Origin of the sequence: Candidatus Tisiphia endosymbiont of Nemotelus nigrinus, assembly GCF_964026475.1 — a bacterium.
In the GTDB taxonomy this organism is placed as follows: Bacteria; Pseudomonadota; Alphaproteobacteria; order Rickettsiales; family Rickettsiaceae; genus Tisiphia.
In genome coordinates this window covers 921,996-939,047 of sequence record NZ_OZ032151.1, presented here as the reverse complement: position 1 = coordinate 939,047, position 17,052 = coordinate 921,996, and the positions used below count along the sequence as shown (strand labels likewise).

The 17,052-nt window shown below is 33.5% G+C and carries 14 protein-coding genes, 2 tRNA genes and 1 pseudogene; 6 read left to right on the top strand and 11 right to left on the bottom strand.

Translation table 11 applies throughout. The features are described 5' to 3' along the window. Nucleotides 1-15: 15 nt before the first annotated feature. Nucleotides 16-89: transfer RNA gene (locus AAGD39_RS04405), tRNA-Gly, on the bottom strand. Between the two features lie 21 nt (nucleotides 90-110). Next, nucleotides 111-196: transfer RNA gene (locus tag AAGD39_RS04400), tRNA-Tyr, on the bottom strand. Nucleotides 197-483: 287 nt separating this feature from the next. On the opposite strand from AAGD39_RS04400, the gene rlmB reads away from it, so the two are divergent. After that, nucleotides 484-1,224 (top strand): 23S rRNA (guanosine(2251)-2'-O)-methyltransferase RlmB, encoded by a 741-nt coding sequence (gene rlmB, locus AAGD39_RS04395; RefSeq protein WP_341756193.1) that lies wholly within the window; start codon nucleotides 484-486, stop codon nucleotides 1,222-1,224. A 283-nt stretch (nucleotides 1,225-1,507) separates the two neighbouring features. Here rlmB and ccmE read toward each other — a convergent pair whose 3' ends face one another. From ccmE to AAGD39_RS04370, 5 genes are read right to left on the bottom strand one after another with little or no spacing between them, the layout of a single operon-like run. Next, entirely contained in the window at nucleotides 1,508-1,894 is a 387-nt protein-coding gene (gene ccmE / locus AAGD39_RS04390; RefSeq protein WP_341756192.1) for a cytochrome c maturation protein CcmE, read from the bottom strand. Next, nucleotides 1,872-1,997, bottom strand: a complete 126-nt coding sequence (locus AAGD39_RS04385; protein ID WP_341756191.1) for a hypothetical protein — start codon at nucleotides 1,995-1,997, stop codon at nucleotides 1,872-1,874. The genes ccmE and AAGD39_RS04385 overlap by 23 nt, the downstream gene beginning before the upstream one ends. A 1-nt stretch (nucleotide 1,998) precedes the next feature. Further along, entirely contained in the window at nucleotides 1,999-2,640 is a 642-nt protein-coding gene (locus AAGD39_RS04380; RefSeq protein ID WP_341756190.1) for an SCO family protein, read from the bottom strand. 20 nt (nucleotides 2,641-2,660) lie between these two features. Then, entirely contained in the window at nucleotides 2,661-3,662 is a 1,002-nt protein-coding gene (gene hemB / locus AAGD39_RS04375) for a porphobilinogen synthase (protein WP_341756189.1), read from the bottom strand. Nucleotides 3,663-3,719: 57 nt separating this feature from the next. Further along, complete coding sequence (locus AAGD39_RS04370) at nucleotides 3,720-4,913, bottom strand: hypothetical protein (RefSeq protein ID WP_341756188.1); 1,194 nt, start codon at nucleotides 4,911-4,913, stop codon at nucleotides 3,720-3,722. A 576-nt stretch (nucleotides 4,914-5,489) separates the two neighbouring features. Between AAGD39_RS04370 and alaS the strand changes: the two genes are divergently transcribed. From alaS to AAGD39_RS04350, 4 genes and pseudogenes are all read left to right on the top strand, one after another. Next, the gene (alaS, locus tag AAGD39_RS04365; RefSeq protein ID WP_341756187.1) at nucleotides 5,490-8,204 is read left to right on the top strand and encodes an alanine--tRNA ligase; all 2,715 of its coding nucleotides are present in this window, start codon (nucleotides 5,490-5,492) and stop codon (nucleotides 8,202-8,204) included. A 131-nt stretch (nucleotides 8,205-8,335) separates the two neighbouring features. Then, nucleotides 8,336-9,190, top strand: coding sequence for a cytochrome c oxidase subunit 3 (locus tag AAGD39_RS04360; protein WP_341756186.1), 855 nt, complete (start codon nucleotides 8,336-8,338; stop codon nucleotides 9,188-9,190). Nucleotides 9,191-9,362: 172 nt separating this feature from the next. Then, complete coding sequence (locus AAGD39_RS04355) at nucleotides 9,363-9,722, top strand: TrbC/VirB2 family protein (protein WP_341756185.1); 360 nt, start codon at nucleotides 9,363-9,365, stop codon at nucleotides 9,720-9,722. A 527-nt stretch (nucleotides 9,723-10,249) separates the two neighbouring features. Further along, nucleotides 10,250-10,441 (top strand): annotated as a pseudogene (locus AAGD39_RS04350) (IS5/IS1182 family transposase); the annotation flags it as partial. 152 nt (nucleotides 10,442-10,593) lie between these two features. Here AAGD39_RS04350 and AAGD39_RS04345 read toward each other — a convergent pair. Together AAGD39_RS04345 and AAGD39_RS04340 are read right to left on the bottom strand one after the other, a co-directional pair. Then, entirely contained in the window at nucleotides 10,594-10,806 is a 213-nt protein-coding gene (locus AAGD39_RS04345) for a hypothetical protein (protein WP_341756184.1), read from the bottom strand. Next, nucleotides 10,794-11,546, bottom strand: coding sequence for an IS5 family transposase (locus AAGD39_RS04340; RefSeq protein ID WP_341756183.1), 753 nt, complete (start codon nucleotides 11,544-11,546; stop codon nucleotides 10,794-10,796). Before AAGD39_RS04340 ends, AAGD39_RS04345 begins: the two co-directional genes overlap by 13 nt. Nucleotides 11,547-12,450: 904 nt before the next feature. Here AAGD39_RS04340 and AAGD39_RS04335 point away from each other — a divergent pair. After that, nucleotides 12,451-16,104 (top strand): autotransporter domain-containing protein, encoded by a 3,654-nt coding sequence (locus AAGD39_RS04335; protein WP_341756182.1) that lies wholly within the window; start codon nucleotides 12,451-12,453, stop codon nucleotides 16,102-16,104. A gap of 289 nt (nucleotides 16,105-16,393) precedes the next feature. Here the strand turns inward: AAGD39_RS04335 and AAGD39_RS04330 are convergent, their stop codons facing one another. Beyond that, a complete protein-coding gene (locus tag AAGD39_RS04330) occupies nucleotides 16,394-16,615 on the bottom strand; it encodes a hypothetical protein (protein ID WP_341757273.1) in 222 nt (73 codons plus the stop codon). A 78-nt stretch (nucleotides 16,616-16,693) separates the two neighbouring features. Beyond that, nucleotides 16,694-17,032, bottom strand: a complete 339-nt coding sequence (locus AAGD39_RS04325) for a hypothetical protein (protein WP_341756181.1) — start codon at nucleotides 17,030-17,032, stop codon at nucleotides 16,694-16,696. Nucleotides 17,033-17,052: the final 20 nt, after the last annotated feature.

Below are 17,052 nucleotides of genomic sequence, written 5' to 3'. Positions count from 1 at the left end.
TATCACCAATAGTTTTGGAGCGGGTGATGGGAATCGAACCCACGTGGCCAGCTTGGAAGGCTGGAGCTCTACCATTGAGCTACACCCGCGTATTTCGCCTAACCAATTTGTGGTGGAGGAAGAAGGATTCGAACCTTCGTACGCTCACGCGGGCAGATTTACAGTCTGCTGCCATTGACCACTCGGCCACTCCTCCAAAGAATTTACGCAAGTATTAAATAATCTAATCAAACGTAAAACGCAATATAAATTAGTGTAAGTGCCAATAAATCTTCTTCGCTCTTTCCTTGAGTGCTCTAAATAAGCTAATACTTAAACTTATATATACTTGACGCAAATCAATAAATAACAAAAGTATAGCTAAACACTATACAAATAATTTCTATTAAATATTTACAACAATTTAGAACGTTTATCTAGTTGTAACTTTCTATAATAAATAGTAGTTTGTGTCAAGAATAAATTACTATAGGTTCTAATAAGATGAGAAATAAATCTAAGATTTCCAAAGATTTCTACTACATATATGGCAAACATCCAGTATTTGCAGCACTAAGTAACCCCAAACGTCATATTCAAAGAGTTTTATGTACAAAAGATATTTTTAATTTGAACAAAAATTTAATATCTAATTATCCATATGAGATTACCAATACAGACTCCTTAACACGTCTTCTTGGCTCAAGTCATAATCATCAAGGAATAGCCGCTAACGTTAAAAACATTTTCTCTAATCGTATTGAAGATATTGACATAACTACTGCTAATTGTAAAGTTGCTATTTTAGATCAAGTAACCGATCCACAAAATATTGGTGCTATTATTCGTAGCGCGGCTTCTTTTGGTATCACAGCCATAATATTACCTACTGATAATGCCCCAGATGAAAATGCTACTATAGCAAAAACAGCTTCTGGAGCTTTAGAACTAGTACAAATGGTTAAGGTCACTAATTTAAGATGGTCAATAGAATATCTAAAAAAACATGGATTTTGGATTATAGGTCTTGATGGTAACGCAACGCAATCCTTAAATACCAAAATATTTTCAGATAAAATGGCAATAATACTTGGCTCTGAAGATAAAGGAATCAGACGACTAGTTAAAGAAACATGCGATTACCTAGTTAAAATACCAATTTCCAGTAAGGTAGAAAGCCTAAATGTTTCAAATACTGCTGCAATATTGTTTTATTTGACCTCATTAAGCCCAAAACCCCTCTAGCCTGAATATTGCATGAGAAGAGATTTAAGGTATGGTTGTATGAATTTTGAAAATTAAAAATTCATACAACCATACCTTAAATCTCTTCTCATGCAATATTCAGGCTAGCAAATAAAGATAGTTGACAAAACGATTACAAAATCGTTAACAAATCTTTATGCGAAAATTCTCTAAAAATCATCTTTTTATACCAAAAATTTACATCAAAAATCCTAAACTGCTAAATTTTATACAGAAATTTTTGTTAATTTATTATTAATTCTTAGCTTTTTTGACGGAAAGACTAGTTAGCTGGAGAATAATTCTCATCATGTTTAGTCAATAACTCACGAGCTATGAATAGGCTACCTGATATCTTCCCCACCGCTACTATTCCTTGCTTCTCACGAAACAAAGCCGGTAAAACTCCTTGGTAAGATATCTCCAGGTCTTTAATATCATCAGTAATGACAAAATTCACCTTATCGGCAGTAATTTTTTTAATTGAACCTATTTTAACTAACCCCCCTACCCTAAATTCTTTGCCAAGTTTTAACTCGTTAATTTTTGATGGAGGATAAAAAAATACTATATTATCCTCAAGATTATATAATATCATATATATTCCCCCGGTACTGCATAATAGGTAAAATAATATAATTTTTAATCTATTTCTTACCCTTTTTTGCATTAATTAACCTAACTTTAACCTTATTATAACCTAACCAACTTGTTGCCAATAATAAACCAAGAGCTAAAAAGGCAAATAGATACACAACTAATAAATAATTCATCTTAATATTTTTTTGGGTTTTGTTCCATTATTCTAATAAATTCTACAATCTCTTGAGCTGAATTATCTAAGTAGAAATGCTTTACGTACTTTCCCTGTCTATCCATTAAATAAACAAAAGAAGAGTGATCTAACATATAATCTTCACTATTATTGTCTATTTTGGCATAATATACTTTAAACTTATCAGCTACTTCTTTAATCTGTTGCTCACTACCTGTTAAACCAATAAATTTAGGGTTAAAATGCTTTAAATATTCCTTAAGAATATCCGAACTATCACGTTTGGGATCGACAGTAACAAAAACAAATTCAACATCAATTTTATATTTATCAAGAGTGTTAATGACCTCCGTTATTTTTTGCAAAGAAGTAGGACAAATATCAGGGCAATAAGTGAAACCAAAATAAATTAAACTCAACTTTCCTTTTAAATTATCGCTATTGAAAATCTTATCATCTTGATCAGTTAGCTCAAACTTTCCACCAATTTGCACATCATCATTATATCCTCCCCCCTTACCGGCAAGAGGTTTTTGTGGTGTGTCAAAGGATAACCAAAGATAAAGTGACGTAATAGTTATCAATAGCCCCACTGCTATAATAATCCCCACTATAATATTAGCTTGACGTTTCTCTTGCATTGTATTCTTCTTTAAGTTATTTATTTTACAATATCGATAGACTGTTTATTTAGTATCTGAGCTACTTCCAGTGCCGCATAAGTAACAATGCTACTAGCCCCAGCACGCTTAAAACATAATAATGATTCTATCAAAGCCGCCTGCCAATTTAATGCATTAGCATCTGCCGCAAGTCTTAACATAGCATATTCACCACTTACCTGATAGGCAAATATATTAGTATTAAAGCTACTTGCCGCCTGTGCTATGATGTCCAAAAACATCATACCAGGTTTAATCATAATCATATCTGCCCCTTCAGCTAGATCATGTTCTATCTCTAACATAGCCTCTCTGGCATTTCGTACATCCATCTGATAGGTCGCTTTATCTAAATAACCGGCCTTGTTACTACTTACCGCATCTCTGAATGGCGAATAAAAATTTGAAGCATATTTTGCGGCATAAGATAGGATATTAACGTTAATAAATCCTTCTGAATCTAGCATTTGACGTATTGCCATAATCCTACCATCCATCATATCAGATGGGGCTACAATATCAACTCCAGCTTTTGCTAAAACTAAAGCTTGGTCACACAAAGCTTTAACCGTTTTATCATTATCTACATCACCATTATGTAAAATACCATCATGTGCATGCGTAGTATAAGGATCCAGTGCAACATCACATATTATACCAATATCGATGTTAGCCTTTTTTATACTTCGTATAGTCCTACATATTAAATTATCTAGATTATATGCTTCATCCGCATTTTCACTTTTTAATTTTGCGTCTATACACGGAAATAGTATTATTGCATTTATACCATTTTCATAAGCCTGCCTAGCCTTCAATACCACTTGGTCAATAGACAGCCTATATATACCAGGCATGGTGGCAATCTCCTGACGCTGATTCTCACCTTCAACAACAAATAATGCTAACACCAAATCGTTGACGCTAAGACTATTCTCTGCCACTAATTCTCGTAGCCACCGAGTTTTTCTATTTCTTCGTAATCTTACTGTTGGATACATCAATTTCTCAAATTTTTAAGTTTAATACACGACAGGATAACTAAAGCTATCCTGTATTCACTCTATTGATGAATAATGAACTTTTCCATCCTCTCCATAAAATTCTTCAATAATATTTTCATTATCTAACGTCAAAAGACAAAAGCCATTTTGTACTCTTATATCATCATTCTGTGCCGGAGTATTTTCATGCCAAATTACTTCACTATTACCAGCAAAAGCTGAAGCATTACCATAGGGGATTGCCGCATGCCCTGACAGGCGTACTTTTACATTGTCAATATCTTGATAAACTGCAGCACAATGCAGATTACCATAATACCAATATTTTAGATTGTTACCTAAAGCACCCTTAACTTGATCCCAAATAGGCATTTTATTATTATTGACATAATCAAAAACACAGTGATGAGTTAAAACGATGGTCTTCTTATTTTTGAGAGCAATCTGCTTTAAAAATGATATTTGACTGTCATTTAATCTTCCATCCATATACAAATCCTTTACGTCAGAGAAATATGCAGAATCAAGGCCAACAATAACCCAATAGTTATTTTCTAAAGCAAAATAACTACTTTGTTGTTGTGCAAAAATTTTATCAGCCAAAGTAGTATTAAAATATCCTCTTGCTCCATCAAACATTTCATGATTAGAATTAAGTGTGAAATTACCTTTCGTGGCAGTTGGCCATAGTGATAGTAATTTGTTTCTTGATTCTATAGCATCTCCTGTGTAATAAACATCTCCTAAATGGATAGAGTAACATGGTTCAAGATTTTTAATATTTTTAGAAATAGTTGAAGCGACCATACTACCATCCCAATCTCCTGTACCAAAATCACCAAAAATGCTTATTCTAGCTTTTTCTGACATTGGTATTATTGTCGTCGACTCTCTAAAAGGAACGGGATCACTCATATTCTCTAGAAAAGTAATTAGGGATTCTGCCCATCCAATATCAAGTACTTCATATTTACCAAAACCAATAATTTGACCATTAGACCTTACTCGAAATGATTTATCTTTGCTTTCTAATATTCGATTAATTTTTTGTATATGCTCGGTATGTTTACCGTCAATAACAGACTTAACCAAAGAAAGTTCACTTATCTTCTCAATAGAATCGGGTCGTTCAATAAATTCTAAAAGATTATCATTATGCTTTGTTAATAATTCTTTAATATTAGAACCTTCTCTTATATTGCTTAGAAATTTTTCAAATCTCATTGCTGTTTCAGCTATATTACTCATAACTTTACCACGACTAAATTCCTCATCTTTTCACACCATTTTGTCTTTAAGCTGACACCTTATATCTACAGGGGGCATCCAATTTAACCTAAATTAAGTATACATCAAATTATTTCTGCCACTAAGTAAAAAAATGCTATTATTATATAAAATAACGCAGTGTGCAAGTTAAAGAGGAGTGATATTAAGTAATTACGATAGGCATATTAGACACTTAATATCTTTAAATTATGATATAAGTGTCTAATAGATTAGTTTAATACTAACCCGGATATTGCATGAAGGTATCAATATTTATCTCTGAACCCCTTGTAATATAAGGAGTTTGGAAGAATTGCACAAAAATACAAATTGTATATTTAAAATTTTATATATTTTAGTCTGTAGCCCTCATGAGACAAGGGCTAGCACAATTGGTTCATTTCTATCATGCAATATCCGGGCTAATCAGGTTAACTATATACGCAAAATAAAAAAAATACACTTATTGCAAATTAAATGAGTTAATACACTTAGTGTAGATATATTAATGTGATATAAAATAAAACAGAATATTTTTCCAAGGATTATTTACTTATGACTAAACTTACCACTGAAGAAATTAGAAATAAATTTATAAGTTATTTTGTTGCCAATAATCATCTGCATGTTCCAGCTAGCTCTCTTATTCCTCATAATGATCCTAGTTTAATGTTTGTTAATTCCGGGATGGTACAATTTAAAAATGTTTTTACTGGTCAGGAAAATAGAGATTATCAAAGAGCGGTTACTAGCCAGAAATCACTACGGGCTGGTGGTAAGCATAATGATCTTGAGAATGTTGGCTATACCGCAAGACATCATACATTCTTTGAAATGTTGGGCAATTTTTCTTTTGGTGATTATTTTAAGGAAGAAGCAATATATCATGCTTGGAATCTTTTAACCAAGGAATTTGCTATAGCTAAAGAAAAACTATATGTCACAGTTTACCATACTGATCAAGAAGCAGCTGCATATTGGAAAAAAATTGCTAATTTAAACGATGACCGAATTATTAAAATAAAAACCACTGATAATTTTTGGTCAATGGGAGATACTGGACCTTGTGGACCATGTTCAGAAGTTTTTTATGATCATGGAGAGCAGATAAAAGGTGGGTTGCCAGGAACGAAGGATCAAGATGGGGATCGCTTCATTGAGATTTGGAACATGGTCTTTATGCAATTTGAACAATTGGATAATGATACTAGGATTGAATTGCCTAAAAAATCTATTGATACAGGAATGGGGTTAGAGCGTATTAGTGCTGTGATGCAAAACGTGTATAATAATTACGATACAGATTTATTTAAGGAAATAATCGCCTATACCAAGAATATAGTAAAAGTTAAAGTTGAAGGAGAGGCTAAGTTTTCTTACCGAGTTATTGCCGATCATTTACGTGCTTGTGCTTTTTTAATTAGCGATGGTATCATGCCATCAAATGAAGGCAGAGGCTATGTACTTAGGCGTATTATGCGTCGGAGTATGAGGCATGCCCATATACTTGGTAGTAGTGAACCTTTGATGTATAGATTACTTCCCAAATTAGTAGAACTTATGGGAACAACTTATCCTGAATTAAGGAGGGCTGAGGATTTTACCAGTAATATTCTAGAACAGGAGGAAATAAGATTTAAAGCAACGCTTGAACGAGGTCTGAAACTGCTGGATGATGAAACACAGCATCTTAGTAAACACTCAGAACTATCAGGAGAAATAGTATTTAAATTATATGATACATATGGTTTTCCTGTTGATTTAACTGAAGATATATTAAAAGCTAAACAAATCTCCATTGATCTTGATGGCTTTAATGATAAGATGCGAGAGCAGAAAGAAAGGGCAAGAAAATCTTGGTTAGGTTCGAATGAGTCTAAAACAGATAAGATATGGTTTGATCTTAAAGCAGAATTTGGTAGTACCGAATTTTTGGGTTATTATTTGAATGAGGCGGAAGGTAAGATATTAGCTCTAATTAAAGATAATAAATTAGTTGATATTATAGAAACTAGTGAAGAAAAATTTATTGTAATTAGTAATCAAACTCCTTTTTATGGAGAGTCTGGTGGACAGATGGGGGATATAGGTTATATCAAATCTACCAACAGTAAAATTAGAGTAGTAGATACTGTAAAATATCTTGGTTCAATAATTGCTCATATATGCATTTTGCAGGAAGGAACTAGCATCAAGGTTGGAGATAGTGCCGATTTTGCTATTGATGTCAAATATCGTAATAATTTAAGAATTCATCATTCTGCAACTCATATATTACATGCAGTATTACATCAAGTACTGGGTAAACACGTAACGCAGAAAGGATCGCTCGTAGCATATGATCGTCTACGTTTTGATATTAGCCATATGGCAGCATTGACGACAGAAGAAATTATTTTGATAGAAGATAAAGTAAATCAGATTATTACGGACAATTCGAAAGTTACCACAACATTAATGTCAACAGATGAAGCTATTAAGGCAGGGGCTATGGCTTTATTTGGCGAAAAGTATGATTCTGAAGTAAGGGTGGTAGCAATGGGAAATCCGCTTGAGCTAAATTCGCTTGAACTCTGTGGTGGTACCCACGTTACTAGAACTGGCGACATTGGTATGTTTAAAATTACCAGCGAAAACGCTATTGCAGCTGGCGTTCGAAGAATAGAAGCTGTTTGCGGTGAATTTGTCTTAAAATTAATCAGGCAGAATGATACGGTAATTGAAAACATATCTTCAACCTTAAAAATAGGTAAGAATGAAATTATTGATAAAGTTAATAGTCTAATTGCTAGTAAAAAACAATTAGAAGATAAGTTAGTAGACCTTCAGGTTTCGATGCTTGACTTGAATATTGAGCAGATTGCCAAAGAATCAGTCAGTATCTCTGATATACAATTCATCTGTAAGGTAGTACATAATTTGGACAGTAAAATATTACGCTTATCTGCTGAACGAATAGCTGATAAATCTGATAGTCTTGTGATTATATATATAGCTATACCGGAAAAATCTAAAGAGGTTGGCGGTAGTGCAGGGCATAATTCTAGCAAATTATCGATTACAGTTGCGGTTAGTAAAAAAATCAGTAATAAGGTTCATGCTGGTAATTTGGCTAAAGAAATTTCTATATTCCTTGGCGGTAGTGGCGGTGGTGGCCAGGCTAATATAGCCCAGGCTGGTGGCACGGATGTAAGTAAAGTAGAAAAATTACCAGATATGATAAGGGATATGTTATCTAACCTCAGTTTGATTCACAGCAAAGAGTGTTAATATAGCCATGATAGCCAAACTATACTATTACACTGCTATGATTTCAAGAGTTGGGTAGTTAGAAGACTGTTCTTGATATTTACAGAAGATAGCATAGAATAATCAAACAATAAATTGTTTATGAGTTTATTATGTTACATGAAACCATTAAAAATAACAAATTTGCTTCTTTAGGAGAAAAGCAACATCCGTTTCATCTTGTTGATCCAAGTCCTTGGCCAATTCTAACTTCATTTGCCTTATTGCTATTAGCCAGTGGTGGCATAATGTTTATGCATAAATATCGGTTTGGTGCGTATGTTTTTGGGGCTGGTATTTTTTCGGTGATTTTTTGTTTATATTCATGGTGGAGTGATGTAATTAAAGAGGGGCTAATTGAAAAGTGCCATACTGAGCCAGTAAAAATTGGTTTGAGAATAGGTATGGCACTATTTATCTTATCAGAGATAATGTTTTTTGCTGCATTTTTTGGCTCGTTTTTTAAAGCAAGTCTTTTTCCTGTCGGAATGTTAGATGGTGTATGGGTGGTAAAACCTGGTATATGGCCTCCACCATCTATTCAAACATTTGATCCATTTGATATTCCTTTCATTAATACGTTGATTCTTTTATTGTCCGGTACAACAGTAACATGGGCACATTATGCTCTTGAGGAAAATAACCAGAAAGATTGTGTAACCGCTCTTGGCTTTACCATAATATTGGGGGTGTTTTTTAGTTTAATGCAAGCTTACGAATATCATCATGCAACTTTTAAATTTAAAGATGGTATCTATTCTTCTAATTTTTATTTAGCAACCGGTTTTCACGGTGTTCACGTGATAATTGGTACTATATTTTTAACCGTTTGTTATTATAGAGTACGGAGAGGTGATTTTGTTAAAGGCAATGGTCATTTAGGTTTTGAATTTGCTGCTTGGTACTGGCATTTTGTCGATGTAGTATGGTTGTTTTTATTCACGTTCATATATGTTCTTGGAAAATAAGTTCTAGAAATTAACTGGTTTGTAAAAATTGTGACTAAAACACCACGCAGGCCTTTACTACTCGTCAATTATTTAACTATATTGCTACCACTCTTAGATTATATTCTTGAATTATAAAAAGCTACCATATAGAATCAGCTGCATGTCTAATAATTCGTTAATGAGGTAAAACATGAATATTTATAGACCCTATTCTGAGAAATTTGATAGTAACTTTATTTGGCGTTTGTTGTTTACTATTTGCAGCATTGCTCTAATCATTACATCGGATGCTTATGCCACTGCTTCTGATCCAGTAGGTAAAGTGTTGTGTAACGTAATTCTAGTATTTAGTGGCAATACGGCTCGCGGTATAGCTATTGTTAGTATAATTGTTCTAGGGATTCAAACTCTCAGGGGACAATTAAAATGGGAAATTGCATTGGTTATTGTGACTGGTATTATAATATTGTTTAAGGCTCCTGATATTATAAAGATTGTAGCTAGTAGTGCTGGAGGTGATGCAACATGTGCTACCGAAAATATTACATAAAGAAAAACGCATCATTCATTGACCAATCAAAATGTATCATTCTATTGATCTCTCGGGGGTTCTTTGAGTTGGAGTAACACAGAACGTGTAGCTTATTTATGTTATAACTCTACAATAGAGGTACTATAAGTACCTCTATTTGTCAAAAAGTAAGTTGTCTATTTTTAGTTACTCACCTCCTTACACATCGCCTTTAAAAGTTATAAGGAAAACAGCCCATAGCAGCAACCATACATTTTTTATTCTATCGTGAAAGTGTAATTTGGTATATGTGTTGATTTAAGGAAAAAAACTGAACTCTAAGAATTATTGCGAGAAATACCTAACACTACAGTTGTAGATTTCAAAAACTAGAAACCATATTATAAAGAAAGCTCTCAAATTTTCCATAATTTATTCAGTCTACAACTGTAGTAGTGCTAGGCTGTGTAGTAGTGCTAGGCTGTGTGAACATTTCTAAGTAGGAGAGAAAAATTGAAAAATGTGATAGTGTAATTTATGAACAAAAAAAGCACTATCACAGATGAATTATTACATTAAAACAGAACCGAAAGCAGCAAAGGGAATATGATAAACATATCTATAAAGAACGTCATTTGATCGAATGTTTTTTTGGCAAAATCAAACATTTTAGACGAATCTTCTCGAGACTTGATAAAACTGCCAACTCTTTTTTAGCATTTCTTCACTTCGTTTCAACTCTTATTTGGTTGAGGTGAGAAATGTTCACACAGCCTAGGGTTATAAGAACAAACAACCGTCATCGCGACTTGTCTTCGAGATAAATATGAGCAAGGATTATGCTTCAAAGTAGGGTTGCTATGCGGTGTGTAGGACAAAAGTTTACATTTTAGTTACTGGCTATACATTATCATTTTACAGATTTTATCATTTGGGGCATAGTTAAATCAAATAAATTCAACAAATTTTGTTGAAACTCGCTTAATTTTGATAATCTTGCTACTTTACAACCTTTGATAGTATAATACAAAAAACATATTTTATCCAACTCTCTTAATGCTTCCTCAATGGTCACATTATATTTACCATCCTTAGGTTCTGTGAAGTTTTCTAACGAAGCCATATAAAAGCTCCAACAAATTGCAAAAAAGACAAGAAATCAGTAGCAGTTTTATCAAATCTCGAAAAAATTCGTCTAAAATGTTTAATTTTACCAAAAAAACATTCGATCGAATGACGTTCTTTATAGATATGTTTATCGTACTCCCTTTGCTGTTTTCGGTTCTTTTTTGATGGAATAACAGCTATACAATTTTGCTCTTCAAGCTGCTCAATAAAAGCATTGCTATCATATGCCTTATCGGCAAGGAGCATAGTATTTTTAATATCTTTAACCAATGAGTTGGCTTGTGTAATGTCATGTCTTTGACCTGCAGTTAAAATAAACTTTAAAGGATTACCAAGAGCGTCAACTAAGGCATGGATTTTAGTAGTAAAACCTCCTTTACTACGCCCTAAAGCTTCTTGATCTTGGCTATCTTTTTTATAACCTGCTGAGCATGCATGGGCACGAACTATAGTAGCGTCAATCATTGTTGATTCCATGTCAGGATTAGCTTGTACTTGCTCAAACAAATCGGTCCATATTCCTTTATTAGACCAAGTTTTAAACCTCATATGCACTGCTCGCCATGAACCATAAACACTCGGTAACAACCGCCATTGGCATCCTGAACGTGTTATGTACCATATTGCTTCAATAAATCGTCTAAGCTTATCCTCATTTCTTGTTTTTATATCTTTTCTTTTTCTTAATATTTCAATAATTTGTTGCCATTCTCTGATTTTTATATGATAATTCATTCCGGTAGTGTTTTTGATTGTCTAAAATAGAAAATACACTACCTCTCCTTCTTTTTAATTTATTTTTTTACAAAACTTCACAGAACCTAGTTACTCCACAACCATATTTCAACTTATTTTTCATATAGTGTCATATTTTTAATGCCAACATACAGACAAATACATGTCCCTTTGTTCTATTGCTTTTCCTTAAAAAAATCGGCCTTACTTCCAGCAATCCCGTCTTCATACTGCTAAAATTCGATTCTACTTCATGTAGATTATGGTAGGCTTTATCAACCAATTCTTTACTCATCAGTTTAGACACTAATTTTCTTGAGATATATACCCGATTAACCTGAAAAGTCGCAGAAGTGCTTAATGTTAATTGTCATAGAATCTTGCTAAGCTTTAAATTCAAATAATAAAAAATATATTAATTTATTAAAAAATTAATATAGACAATTATAAATTACTGTTATAGTCTTAATAATAACTTAAAGGTTTTATATAAATTAACTAGATTGCTGTGCGTAAAATATATAGTAAACCAGAATTGGGTAATTACTATAAACTGTATGTTAATGCTAGTCAGCACCGTGCAATCAACCTATATATGTTTTTTAATATGAAATTGCAGTTAAAAAATGCGTCAATTCTGCTCTTTTTACGTAAAAAATAAACCTTAAAAATGAGAAAAGATATCGTGAAACACATTAAATTAGGTGACAAAAACTAGCAAATTACCCGGCTCTATTCCTATCTTTTTGCCACCTAATATAATAGGTTTCACTGTAATTATTTAAAATATTATTAATCAGTGTCATTCATTTGGAGGGTGTTTTTATGCAAATAGAGTAATTCAGTCAAAATTAGGGCAAATTATACCATTCCAAACAAAGTCAGAACAATACAGGGGTTACATATGAATTCAAAAATAAGCATGTTATTCAATATTGGGTTAGCGCAACTAGTATTAATCAGTGCATGTAAAGCTGAGAGTAGCAGCTCACCACGTGCCAAACTTGGTGAATCTAGATTATCACCGAAAGTTCCTACTAGTAGTAATACATTGTCTGATAGAGCAATTGACTCAGAAAACATTCCACTGGATACTTTTAGTCAAAATCAATCTAGTAATGCTTCATATTTTGGGGAAGATGAAAATAGAAAACCATCATTATCAACGCTAAAATTGCCTGTAGTTGTTCAACAAGCACATAAAGCAAAGCTTCCACTTCAAGAATCGAATCAATTATCGCCATCCTCTATTAATAATAGTTCTAATCAACAAACACTGAATAAAGATTTGTATTACCATCTTTACTATAAGACGAAAAAGCAAATCCCTCAATTAGATCAAAAAATAACATTGGAAAACCTATTAGCAAAATTAGAAAATATGCAATCAATATATACACTATCATGCCAAAATAGTGGCGCTACTCTTGCTGGTTCTCCAACTACCATCCCTACTAAACCCACTACATCAACACCCACTAAGATTTCATCAAATCTTGTATTATCGCCTACTAATAATTCCCAATCAGATATGTTCAGAGATAGTTGCGATCCTATCTCTCCTATTAAGGAGATAATGAGTATTCCTCATAAAGAAAATAATTCATATAATATAATGGGAACATTAAGTAGAGTATTTCGTAAAGCATTTAGCCCAATATTCAATATTAGAACTTTATGGAATACAGATTCTCAACTTTCAGGAGCAAATTCTCAAGGTAATGAAGTACAATATTTGGTTTCTAAACTTGAGGGTTCTAGTATTACTGATTCTCCTGACTTAGAAACATCAAGCAGCGGAGCAGAACCGCTGATATTGCCAACAACATCAACGACGTCTAATACCATCATCCATCACCGGGGTCAATTGAAAGAATTAAAACAAAAGCGTAAAGATAATGAGTTAACACAGGCAGTAAAAAGACAAGAACAAGTGAATAAGAAGCAGAGACAGCGAACACAAGCTGAGCAGAATAATAGAGCAATTGAGCAGCACCCTATTGTTGCTCAGCAACTATTAGCTCCTGCAACTAATAAAACTCCAGATGTTGCATTGGCTAAAAACAATATTGAATCAAGTACAGTGTTGGATGAGGGGGGGTGGAGTAAAGTAGAAAATAAAGCCCAAAGAAGAGCTAGGAAAGTACAGGAAAAGTTAGTAGTAGAACAGAATCATGGAGCAATTGAGCAGCAGCCTATTGTTTCTAAGCTAGTTATTCAACAACTATTAGCTCCCATCATTAATGCTCCTGATACTACATTTGTTCAAAATAATACGAGATCAAGCATAGTGTCAGTTCAAGGTGAACAACAGGAAATGGTACATAAAAAGCGGAAAAAACGCAACAAGAGGAGTATTGCAGAACAAGCAAAATTACAAGAGAAGTTAGTAGTGGAACAGAATCATGGAGCAATTAATCAACAACCCGCTGCTCAGCCGACAGATCAACAACTATTAGCTCCTACAACTAATAAAACTCCAAATGTTGCATTTGCTCAGAACAATGTTGAACCAAACATAGTGTCAGATAAAGAGGACTGGAATGAAGTATTCAGTAGACAGCAGAAGAGGGTCAATAAGAATATTGCCAAACAAGCAAAATTACAGGAAAAATTAGTAGTCGAAAGCATAGCGCCAGTTCAAGGTGAGCAACAGGACATGGTACATAAAAAGCGGGAAAAACGCAACAAGAGGAATAGTGCAGAACAAACAAAATTACAAGAAAAGTTAGTAGTGGAACAGAATCATGGAGTAATTAATCAACAACCCGCTGCTCAGCCGACAGCTCAACAACTATTAACTCCTGCAACTAATAAAATTCCTGATGTTACATTTACTCAAAACAATATGGAATCAAGTATAGTGTCAGATGAAGAGGGCTGGATTAAAGCAGAAAGTAAATCCCAGAAAAGATTTAGGAAAGATATTGCCAAACAAACAAAATTACAGGAAAAATTAGTAGTCGAAAGCATAGTGCCAGTTCAAGGTGAGCAACAGGAAATGGTACGTAAAAAGCGGAAAAAACGCAACAAGAGGAGTATTGCAGAACAAGAAGTACAGACACACCCAAAACAAGCAGTACAGACACAACTAGAACAAGAAGTACAGGCACAACCAGAACAATCAGAACAAGAAGTACAGGCACAACCAGAACAATCAGAACAAGTAGTACAGGCACAACCAAAACAATCAGAACAAGAAGTACAGGCACAACTAGAACAATCAGAACAAGAAGTACAGGCACAACCAAAACAATCAGAACAAGAAGTACAGGCACAACCAGAACAATCAGAACAAGTAGTACAGGCACAACCAAAACAATCAGAACAAGAAGTACAGGCACAACCAGAACAATCAGAACAAGTAGTACAGGCACAACCAAAACAATCAGAACAAGTAGTACAGGCACAACCAAAACAATCAGTACAGTCAGATTCAAAATCAGAAAGCTCAGACTTAGATTCAAAATCAGAACTGCCACCAAGTCCAACATTAAAGTCAAACATATCAGATGACAATGATATTACTTCCTGTAACAACAATGATGAATTAATATTGCAAGAACAAGTAAAAGCATTAGAGCAACAAACAATAGAAGTACAAAAACAAGTAACTTCAGCAACAATAAATTCAGTAGCGTCAGTTTTTGATTTTATAGAACAGTCTGTTCAATCAAGATTCCATCAACTTGATCTTGCAGTGCTTGCTTCTGGTGATGAAGATAATGTTGTGTCTAAAAATGTCTGGGTTAGTGGCACGATTGGGACATCTAAGTATAATGGTCGCAAAGTGTTAAGTAGATATACCGGCAGAACTAGTGCTTTAACTATTGGAGGTGATATAGAGTTGCAAGGTGGTAGCATTATAGGAGGAGCTTATAACTATGTTCTCTCTAACTTTAAATACAAGGATCGTGCTGATAAAGTTGCTGCCCACGCCCACGTAATATCTATATATGGTCAAACTAATTTGTCGGATAAATTAATACTACAAGGTGTTCTTTCCCTTGCTCTTGGTAATGTTTCAGCAAAAATACCAGTACAAAACCAGTTGGCTAAGACTAAATTTGCTAATACTTCGTATAGTACTAAGATAGTAGTAGCTCATAAGTCACAGATTGGTAAAATATTAATTACGCCAAATATTGGGCTAAAGTATGGAGGATATAATATTGCTGGATACAATGAAAGCTTTGAAACACAAAGTCTATCGGTTGCTGCTACTAATGACAAAAGAGCTTCTGGGATTATAGGGTTTGAAACAATTATACCAATGAAGATTAGTGATACTACCCAAGTGATTCCTGGATTGCATATAGAGTGTGAGAGATTTTTGCATAATAAGCAACAGAAGCTTCGTATGCAGATAGTGTCAGATTCCAACAGAAGAGAGGAAATATTGCTACTTGAAAAACCGGCTAAATACAACTACAAAATTGGCGGAACTATTACTCTAAAACGTGGAATGACAGAAATTATGGCAGTATATGATTATTTAGCTTCTAGTAATAAATATTCCAGTCATCAAGGTTCGCTGAAGTTGAGAGTATCGTTTTAACCTAGGCTAGCCCGGATATTGCATGAAGGTATCAATATTTATCTCTGAACCCCTTGTAATATAAGGAGTTTGGAAGAATTGCACAAAAATACAAATTGTATATTTAAAATTTTATATATTTTAGCCTGTAGCCCTCATGAGACAAGGGCTAGCACAATTGGTTCATTTCTATCATGCAATATCCGGGCTAATACTCATAAGCTTTTCTCCTCTAATTTTAATTAAAATTTTACAAGTTATTTGAATTAATAATATTGGTCAATTTTTCATGAAAATTGGGGCAAATTCCTCAGTACATGACAAAAAGATTAACATGATATAATATGGGCAATCTGGGAATTAATGGTTTAATAAACATGTCAATAATACTAGTTAGTTCCTTATGCATTTTATCTTGATTTAAATATGTTCTTTGTAAATAATCAAGTCCATATCTGAAAATTGACATCGCTTTTCTACCGTGGGCTTTCAATTTTATAGGTTTAATGGAATGTCTCAGTTTACCAGTCATAATGCCTCTGTAATAGTTATTTGTTTATCAATCCCTAAGACTTTTGACGGGGAGGCTAGCTATACTCTCAAAAACTTGCTATTGTGATTTCAGCTGGTATCTAATAGTAAGATTTAAAATCCCTCCACCAATAACTCCCACATAAATCTTAATATTATTCTTACCATTGCGTAAATGTGGTATCAGATCAAGTTGTGGTAACTTAGTAAGTCTATATATATCATCTGCTTTCACAAAATCTTCTTTATCAGTGTTAGAAATGTAAACAATACATTTATCAGCTTCATAATCTCTACATTCCATACGTTTAAATTCATGATTAGGGGGACCGGTATAAACAAGTTTATCATTGACTTTAATCATTAAGTAATCATCATAATACGAACCAGCACCACCTATTGTAAAAGAGGTTAGCATATTAGTGTTGGGTATATCAA